The following is a 6,859-nucleotide window of genomic DNA, read 5'->3' as shown; positions in this document are numbered from 1 at the left end:
GTGGGGCCCGCTGGTGGGTGTGGGGGGGTGGGGTTGGGGGGCGGGCCGGGGCGGGCTCCCCCGCCCTTTTGCGGGGGGGTACCCGGGGACGTCCCGGATGCCCGCCGCTTCACGCGAACAGGGTCAGACCACGATCAGTGCGTCCAGCGGAGCCCCCGCGAGGGAACCGGCCAGCCGGTCGCGGCCGGGCAGGAACGACAGTTCCATCAGCACCGCGACTCCGGCGACCTCCGCGCCCGCCCGCCGGATCAGCTCCAGCGAGGCCCCGGCGGTACCGCCGGTGGCGAGCACGTCGTCGATGACCATCACGCGGTCACCGGACTCCAGTGCCTCCGCGTGGATCTCGATCTCCGCGGACCCGTACTCCAGGTCGTACGACTGCAGGAGCGTCGCTCCCGGCAGCTTTCCGGCCTTGCGCACCGGCACGAAGCCGATGCCCGCCTGCACGGCCACCGGAGCCGCGAGGATGAATCCCCGCGCTTCCAGTCCGACGATCTTCGTCGCCCCGTACGCCGCGGCCAGTTCCACCAGCGCGTCCGTCAGGGCGCCGAACGCCTTCGGGTCGGCCAGCAGCGGGGTGATGTCCTTGAACATCACCCCCGGCTTCGGGTAGTCCGCGACGTCCGTGATCCGGCCGAGCAGCAGGTCCCGTACCTCGGTGGGCAGCTCCACGGTCACCGGCGGCGCCCCGAGCGGCCCTGCGCCACGACCTGCGGGGCGTCGTCGTTGTCGTAGCCGTCCTCGGACGACTCGCCCTTGGAGGCCACGGCCGCCCGCTTGGCGAGCACCCGCTTCTTCAGCGCCTTCATGGCGGGCTCGCGCTCCTTCAGGTCCACGACCAGCGGGGTCGCGATGAAGATCGACGAGTACGCGCCGGCGGCGAGGCCGACGAACAGCGACAGCGAGATGTCGTTCAGCATGCCGGCGTCCAGGATGCCGCCACCGATGAAGAGCAGCGCCCCGACGGGGAGCAGCGCGACGACGGTGGTGTTGATCGAGCGGACCAGGGTGGCGTTGATGCTGCGGTTGGCCACCTCGCTGAAGGTCCAGCGGGTCTGCTTGGTGATGTCCTTCGACCCCTCCTTGAGACCGTCGAAGACGACGACGGTGTCGTAGAGGGAGTAACCGAGGATGGTCAGCAGACCGATGACCGTGCCCGGGGTGACCTCGAATCCGACCAGCGCGTACACGCCGACCGTGATGGTGAGGTCGTGGATCAGCGCGACCAGGGCCGCGATCGCCATCCGCCACTCGAAGGCGATGGCCAGGTAGATCACCACGAGGACCATGAAGACGCCGAGGCCGGTCCACGCCTTGTTGGCGATCTGCTCGCCCCAGCTGGGGCCGACCAGGTCGGCGTTGATCTGGGCCGCGTCGACCTTGAGGTCGGTGGCGAGCTTGGCCTTGACGTCGGCGGCGGCAGCGGTGTCCAGCTCCGAGATCTGGATGCGCAGGCCACCGGTGCCGAGCTTCTGGACGGTCGCGTCGTGGCCGGAGGCCTTCTCCGCGTCCTCGCGGGCCTGGCTCTCCGAGACGGACGTCGTCGGGGTGGTGAAGACGGCACCGCCCTTGAACTCGATGCCCATGTTGAGGCCCTGAACGGCCAGGGCCACGATCGCGGTGATGGTGATCAGGATGGAAACGCCGTACCAGACGAAGCGCTTGCCGACGAAGTCGTAGCCGACCTCACCTCGGTACAGCTTGGCGCCGAGATCTCCGAGCTTCGACATCTCTCACGCCTCCTTTGCGTCGACGGGGGCTTCGGTGGTCGCGGCGGCCGCGCCGGAACCGGTGCGACGCGAGCGTCGCAGCGGCGGCTTGGCGCCCAGCCGCTTCGGGTCCAGTCCGGACCACGGGTGACCGCTGGCGAAGAAGTGCGTACGGGCCAGCAGCGTCATGACGGGCTTGGTGAAGAGGAACACCACGACCACGTCGAGCAGGGTCGTCAGACCCAGGGTGAAGGCGAAGCCCTGCACCTTGCCGACGGTGACGATGAACAGCACCGCGGCGGCCAGGAACGACACGAAGTCGGACACCAGGATGGTGCGCCGGGCGCGCGGCCAGGCGCGCTCGACGGCCGGACGCAGGGTGCGGCCCTCGCGGATCTCGTCGCGGATGCGTTCGAAGTACACGATGAACGAGTCCGCGGTGATGCCGATCGCGACGATCGCACCGCAGACGGCGGGCAGGTTCAGCGCGAAGCCGATGCCCTTTCCGAGCAGCGCCATGATCGTGTACGTGAGGATGCCGGAGACGATGAGGCTGATGATGGCGACGAACGCCAGGCCCCGGTAGTACGCCAGCAGGTAGATCACGACGAGGGCGAGGCCGATGGCGCCGGCGATGAGGCCGGCCTTCAGCTGCTCGCCACCGAGCGCGGCGGTGACGGTGGTGACGCTGTCCTCCTGGAAGGACAGCGGCAGGGCGCCGTACGAGAGCATGTTGCCCAGGTCCATCGCGGACTGCTGGGTGAAACCGCCGGAGATCTCGGCGTTGCCGCCGGTCAGCGCCTGGCTGACGGAGGGGTCGGAGATGACCTCGCCGTCGAGGACGATCGCGAACTGGTTCTGCGGGCTCTGCTTGGCGGCGAGCTCACCGGTGATCTTGGCGAACTTGTCGGCGCCCTTGTCGGTGAACTGCATCGTGACGATCCACATGCCGCGCTGCGGGTCGATGACGCCCTTGGCGTCCTTCACGTCCTGGCCGTTGACCTGGGCCGGGCCGAGCACCCACTTGCCCCAGGCGTCGCCGCGCTTGCCACAGGCGAGCGTCGGGTCCTCGGGCTTGACGTTCTTGCTGACGGCGGCGCGCTGCGCCTCGTTGCTGCAGTCCAGCGCGGCGAACTTCGCCTGCAGGTCGGCCGCGGCGGCCTGGTCGGCGGTCGGCGCGGACGGCGACGCGGACGGGGCGGCCTTGTCGTCTGCCTTCTTCGACTCGCTCGCCGAGGGCGAGGGAGAGGGGGCGCTCGGGGCCTTGAGGGCCTCGCTGAGCGCACGGCCCTGGGAAGTGGCGCTGGACGACGGGGTGGGTGCACCGGCGGACGGAGATCCGGAACCGCTCGCGGAGGGGCTCGGCGAGCCGCTCGCGTTGGTTTCGGGGGTGACCGGGGCGCCGTCAGCCATCGCGAGAACGGGGCGGAAGAAGAGCTGGGCGGTGGTACCGACCTGCTCACGCGCCTGCTGCTCGTTCGTCCCCTTGGGGATGTTCACGATGATGTGGTCTTTGCCCTGCGTCTGGACCTCGGCCTCCGAGACGCCGAGACCGTTGACGCGGCGTTCGATGATGCCGACCGCCGTGTTCATGTTGGTCTCGTTGATCGCGTCCGGCTTGCCGGGCTCGCTCTTGGCCTTGAGCGTGATGCTCGTACCGCCGGCGAGGTCGATGCCGAGTCGCGGAGTCGTCTGACCAGTGAGGAACATCCCCGCGGTGAGCGCCACCATCGCGATCAGGATGAAGGCCAGGGCGCGCCCCGGCCTCCCCTGAGCCCCCGTGGGCCGCCGGCCCTTCTTCGGTGCTGCCACCTTGTCGTATCTCCCTGTCCAACCGTCTCGCGCCGGGTCAGCGCGTGGACGGCCACGAAATGTGTGTGGGGACCCCTGCCCCCCGCAGAAGGGTCGCTGGCGGGGACCGCGTGGGCTGCCGGTCCGGCGCCCCTCTCGATCCCCGGCGCGGTACTACTTGGTGCCGGTGTCGCCGTCGGTCTTGCCGTCCTTGGGCTCGTCGCCCTTGGGCTCGTCCGCCGCGGGCTCGTCGGCCTTGGGCTCGTCCTTCTTGCCGAGGTCGAGCTTGGGGGCGTCGTCCTCGGTCAGGGAGGACGCGTCGTCCGGGACGACCGGCGTGTCGATGGTCAGATCATCGGTCGTGCCGTGGACGATGCGGTTGTACTCCGCGTCGTCCAGGACCGCGCCGATGGCGTTCTTGGCGAAGATGGCGTGGACGCCGGGGGCCACCTCGAGGGTGACGGTGTCCTCGCCGATCTCCTTCACCGTGGCGTACATGCCGCCGATGGTGCGGACCCCGGAGCCCGTCACCATCTGGTCACGCATCTGCACGGCCTGCTGCTGCCTCTTCTTCTGGCTGCGGGTCAGCAGGAACATGGCGCCGACGGCCAGGACGATGGGGAGGAGGAATGAGATATTCACGGGACGCAGGTCCTTCGCATCGACCGCGCGAGCGCACGGCCTTTTCTACGGGGGGTGGGTATGCCGACCGTAAGGGTCGGCATCGGCGGAGTCTAGGCGAGTCCGCACCGATGGAACAACGCCCAGCATGTCACCGCAGTTCCTGGCGAGGCGAACGTCCGCGCCGTCAGGTCCCGAACAGGCCCTGTTGTCCGCTTGATCCGCTCCCGCCGTGCTGCGGGGGAACAAGTCCCAGGTGAGCCCATGCGGCCGGGGTCGCGACCCGCCCGCGGGGGGTCCTGGCCAGGAGACCTTCCCGCACGAGGAACGGCTCGGCCACCTCCTCGACGGTCTCCCGCTCCTCGCCGACGGCGACCGCGAGGGTCGACAGTCCCACGGGTCCCCCGCCGAAGAGCTTGAGCAGTGCCTCCAGGACGGCCCGGTCCAGCCTGTCGAGGCCGCGCTCGTCCACCTCGTAGACCTTCAGGGCGGTTCCGGCGACCTCGCGGTTGATCACACCGTCGGCCCTGACCTGGGCATAGTCCCGGACGCGGCGCAGCAGCCGGTTGGCGATGCGCGGGGTGCCGCGGGAGCGGCCGGCGATCTCGGCGGCGCCGGCCGTGTCGATCTCCACGTCGAGGAGGCGGGCGGAGCGGTGGATGACCCGCTCCAGTTCCTCGGGGGCGTAGAACTCCATGTGTCCGGTGAAGCCGAAGCGGTCGCGCAGCGGCGGCGGCAGCAGGCCGGCCCGGGTGGTGGCCCCCACCAGCGTGAACGGGGGCAGCTCCAGCGGGATCGCGGTCGCTCCCGGGCCCTTGCCGACGATCACGTCGACGCGGAAGTCCTCCATGGCCATGTACAGCATCTCCTCGGCGGGCCGGGACATGCGGTGGATCTCGTCGAGGAAGAGCACCTCGCCCTCCTGGAGGGAGGAGAGGATGGCCGCGAGGTCGCCGGCGTGCTGGATGGCGGGGCCGGAGGTGATCCGGATGGGAGCTTCCATCTCGGCCGCGATGATCATGGACAGGGTGGTCTTCCCCAGTCCCGGGGCGCCCGACAGCAGGACGTGATCGGCGGTGGCGCCGCGCTGGCGGGCCGCCTTCAGGACGAGATCCAGCTGCTGGCGGACCTTTTCCTGGCCGACGAACTCACCGAGGTCCTTGGGCCGCAGGGCCGCCTCGACGGCGGTGTCCTCGCCGTCCGCGGCGGCCGCGACGATCCGGTCGTCGCTCTCGTCATCCCAGTTCACGGTGTCAGTCTGCCTTCTCGATCGTGCGGTGGTGTGCGGGCGGGCCGCCGGCCGGGGCCGGGGGGCCGGGGCCGGGCCGCAGGCCCCCGGCGACGGCGCCCCCGCCGGGGGTCAGCGCGGGCGACCCGCCAGGAGGAGCGGGCGACCCGCCGGGGTCAGCGGGCCCGGTTCAGCGACTGCAGGGCCGCGCGCAGGAGCTGCGGTACGGGGGCGGAGCCGCCGGCGGCGATGGCCGCCTCGGCCTGCGGGGTCACCGCGGAGACGGCTTCCTCCGCGTCCCTGGAGGCGTAGCCCAGCCCGATCAGCGCCGCGGAGAGCTGCTCCGACCAGGGCGCCGGACCGGAGGCCGCGGCGCGCTGCGCTCCGACCATCCCGCTCGAGCCCAGGGGCGCGCCCAGCTTGTCCTTCAGGTCGAGCAGGAGTTTCTGCGCGCCCTTCTTCCCGATGCCGGAGACGGCCATCAGCGCCTTCTCGTCCCCGACGGAGACGGCGAGGCGCAGCGCGTCCGGGCTGTGCGCCGCCAGCATGGCCTGCGCGAGCTTCGGCCCGACCCCGCTCGCGGTCTGCAGCAGCTCGAAGACCTGCCGCTCGTCGTCGTCGGCGAAGCCGTACAGCGTCAGCGAGTCCTCCCGCACGACCAGGGAGGTGGCCAGCCGGGCCGGCTCGCCCGTCCGCAGGCCGGCGAGGGTGTTCGGGGTGCAGTGGACGGCGATGCCCACTCCCCCGACCTCGATCACGGCCAGGCTGGGGGCGAGCGCGGCGACCGGGCCGCTGACGAAGGCGATCATGAGGTGCGGCCTTTCAGAGCGGTGGCGTGCTGCGCCACGGCCTGCTGGAGACGGTTCTGGGCGGGGGCACGCCAGATGTGGCAGATGGCGAGGGCGAGGGCGTCCGCGGCGTCGGCGGGCCTGGGCGGGGCGGACAGCCGCAGCAGCCTGGTCACCATGGCCCCGACCTGCGCCTTGTCGGCGCGGCCGCTGCCGGTGACGGCGGCCTTGACCTCGCTCGGGGTGTGCAGGGCGACCGGTATGCCGCGCCGGGCCGCGCACAGCATGGCGACGGCACTGGCCTGGGCGGTGCCCATCACCGTGCTGACGTTGTGCTGGCTGAACACCCTTTCCACGGCGACGACTTCGGGCCGGTGCTCGTCCAGCCACCTCTCGATGCCCTGCTCGATCGCGACGAGCCGGTGGCCCAACTCCGCGTCCGCGGGCGTCCGTACGACCCCGACGCCCAGCATCGTCAGGGGGCGGCCGGCCACCCCCTCGACCACGCCGACACCGCATCGGGTCAGCCCCGGGTCAACGCCGAGTACGCGCACCCCGCCCCCTTCTTCGCTCTCCTGTACGTGCAGCTTCGCAGGTTATCGGGTGGCACTGACAAAGCAGCGGGGGGGGGCGGGGGGGGTGGCCGGGGGCCCGGGCGCCCCCGCCGCGGCGCGTGGCACACCGCCGGGCGGCGGGAGACAGACAAAACAAAACACGCACAA

General features: G+C 71.2%; 7 protein-coding genes. All 7 read right to left on the bottom strand.

Going from position 1 to position 6,859, the window contains the following annotated elements; genetic code table 11:
• Positions 1-123 precede the first annotated feature (123 nt).
• The 7 genes from ACWF9Z_RS24105 to ruvC all read right to left on the bottom strand — a co-directional run bounded on the left by ACWF9Z_RS24105 (position 124) and on the right by ruvC (position 6,691).
• On the bottom strand, positions 124-672 hold the full coding sequence (locus ACWF9Z_RS24105; protein WP_453605112.1) for an adenine phosphoribosyltransferase: 549 nt from the start codon (positions 670-672) through the stop codon (positions 124-126).
• Between the two features lie 2 nt (positions 673-674).
• On the bottom strand, positions 675-1,730 hold the full coding sequence (gene secF, locus ACWF9Z_RS24100; RefSeq protein ID WP_453605070.1) for a protein translocase subunit SecF: 1,056 nt from the start codon (positions 1,728-1,730) through the stop codon (positions 675-677).
• Between the two features lie 3 nt (positions 1,731-1,733).
• Positions 1,734-3,521 carry a protein translocase subunit SecD gene (gene secD / locus ACWF9Z_RS24095; RefSeq protein ID WP_453605069.1) on the bottom strand — a complete coding sequence of 596 codons (1,788 nt, stop codon included), beginning with the start codon at positions 3,519-3,521 and terminating at the stop codon, positions 1,734-1,736.
• A gap of 153 nt (positions 3,522-3,674) precedes the next feature.
• Positions 3,675-4,142: a preprotein translocase subunit YajC gene (gene yajC / locus ACWF9Z_RS24090; protein WP_453605067.1), complete on the bottom strand. Its 468-nt coding sequence runs from the start codon at positions 4,140-4,142 to the stop codon at positions 3,675-3,677.
• Between the two features lie 166 nt (positions 4,143-4,308).
• A complete protein-coding gene (gene ruvB / locus ACWF9Z_RS24085; protein WP_453605065.1) occupies positions 4,309-5,370 on the bottom strand; it encodes a Holliday junction branch migration DNA helicase RuvB in 1,062 nt (353 codons plus the stop codon).
• Positions 5,371-5,525: 155 nt separating this feature from the next.
• Positions 5,526-6,158, bottom strand: coding sequence for a Holliday junction branch migration protein RuvA (gene ruvA / locus ACWF9Z_RS24080; RefSeq protein ID WP_453605063.1), 633 nt, complete (start codon positions 6,156-6,158; stop codon positions 5,526-5,528).
• Positions 6,155-6,691, bottom strand: a complete 537-nt coding sequence (ruvC, locus tag ACWF9Z_RS24075) for a crossover junction endodeoxyribonuclease RuvC (RefSeq protein ID WP_453605061.1) — start codon at positions 6,689-6,691, stop codon at positions 6,155-6,157. The genes ruvA and ruvC overlap by 4 nt, the downstream gene beginning before the upstream one ends.
• Positions 6,692-6,859 lie beyond the last annotated feature (168 nt).

This window comes from Streptomyces sp. NPDC054961, from assembly GCF_053609145.1.
The sequence above is the reverse complement of the archived record's forward strand: the minus strand, read 5'-3'. Positions and strand labels throughout refer to the sequence as shown.

Bases quoted from the DNA above. Each gene is read 5' to 3' on its own strand.
- secF (WP_453605070.1), bottom strand. From the start codon at position 1,730: ATGTCGAAGCTCGGAGATCTCGGCGCCAAGCTGTACCGAGGTGAGGTC.
- ruvA (WP_453605063.1), bottom strand. From the start codon at position 6,158: ATGATCGCCTTCGTCAGCGGCCCGGTCGCCGCGCTCGCCCCCAGCCTG.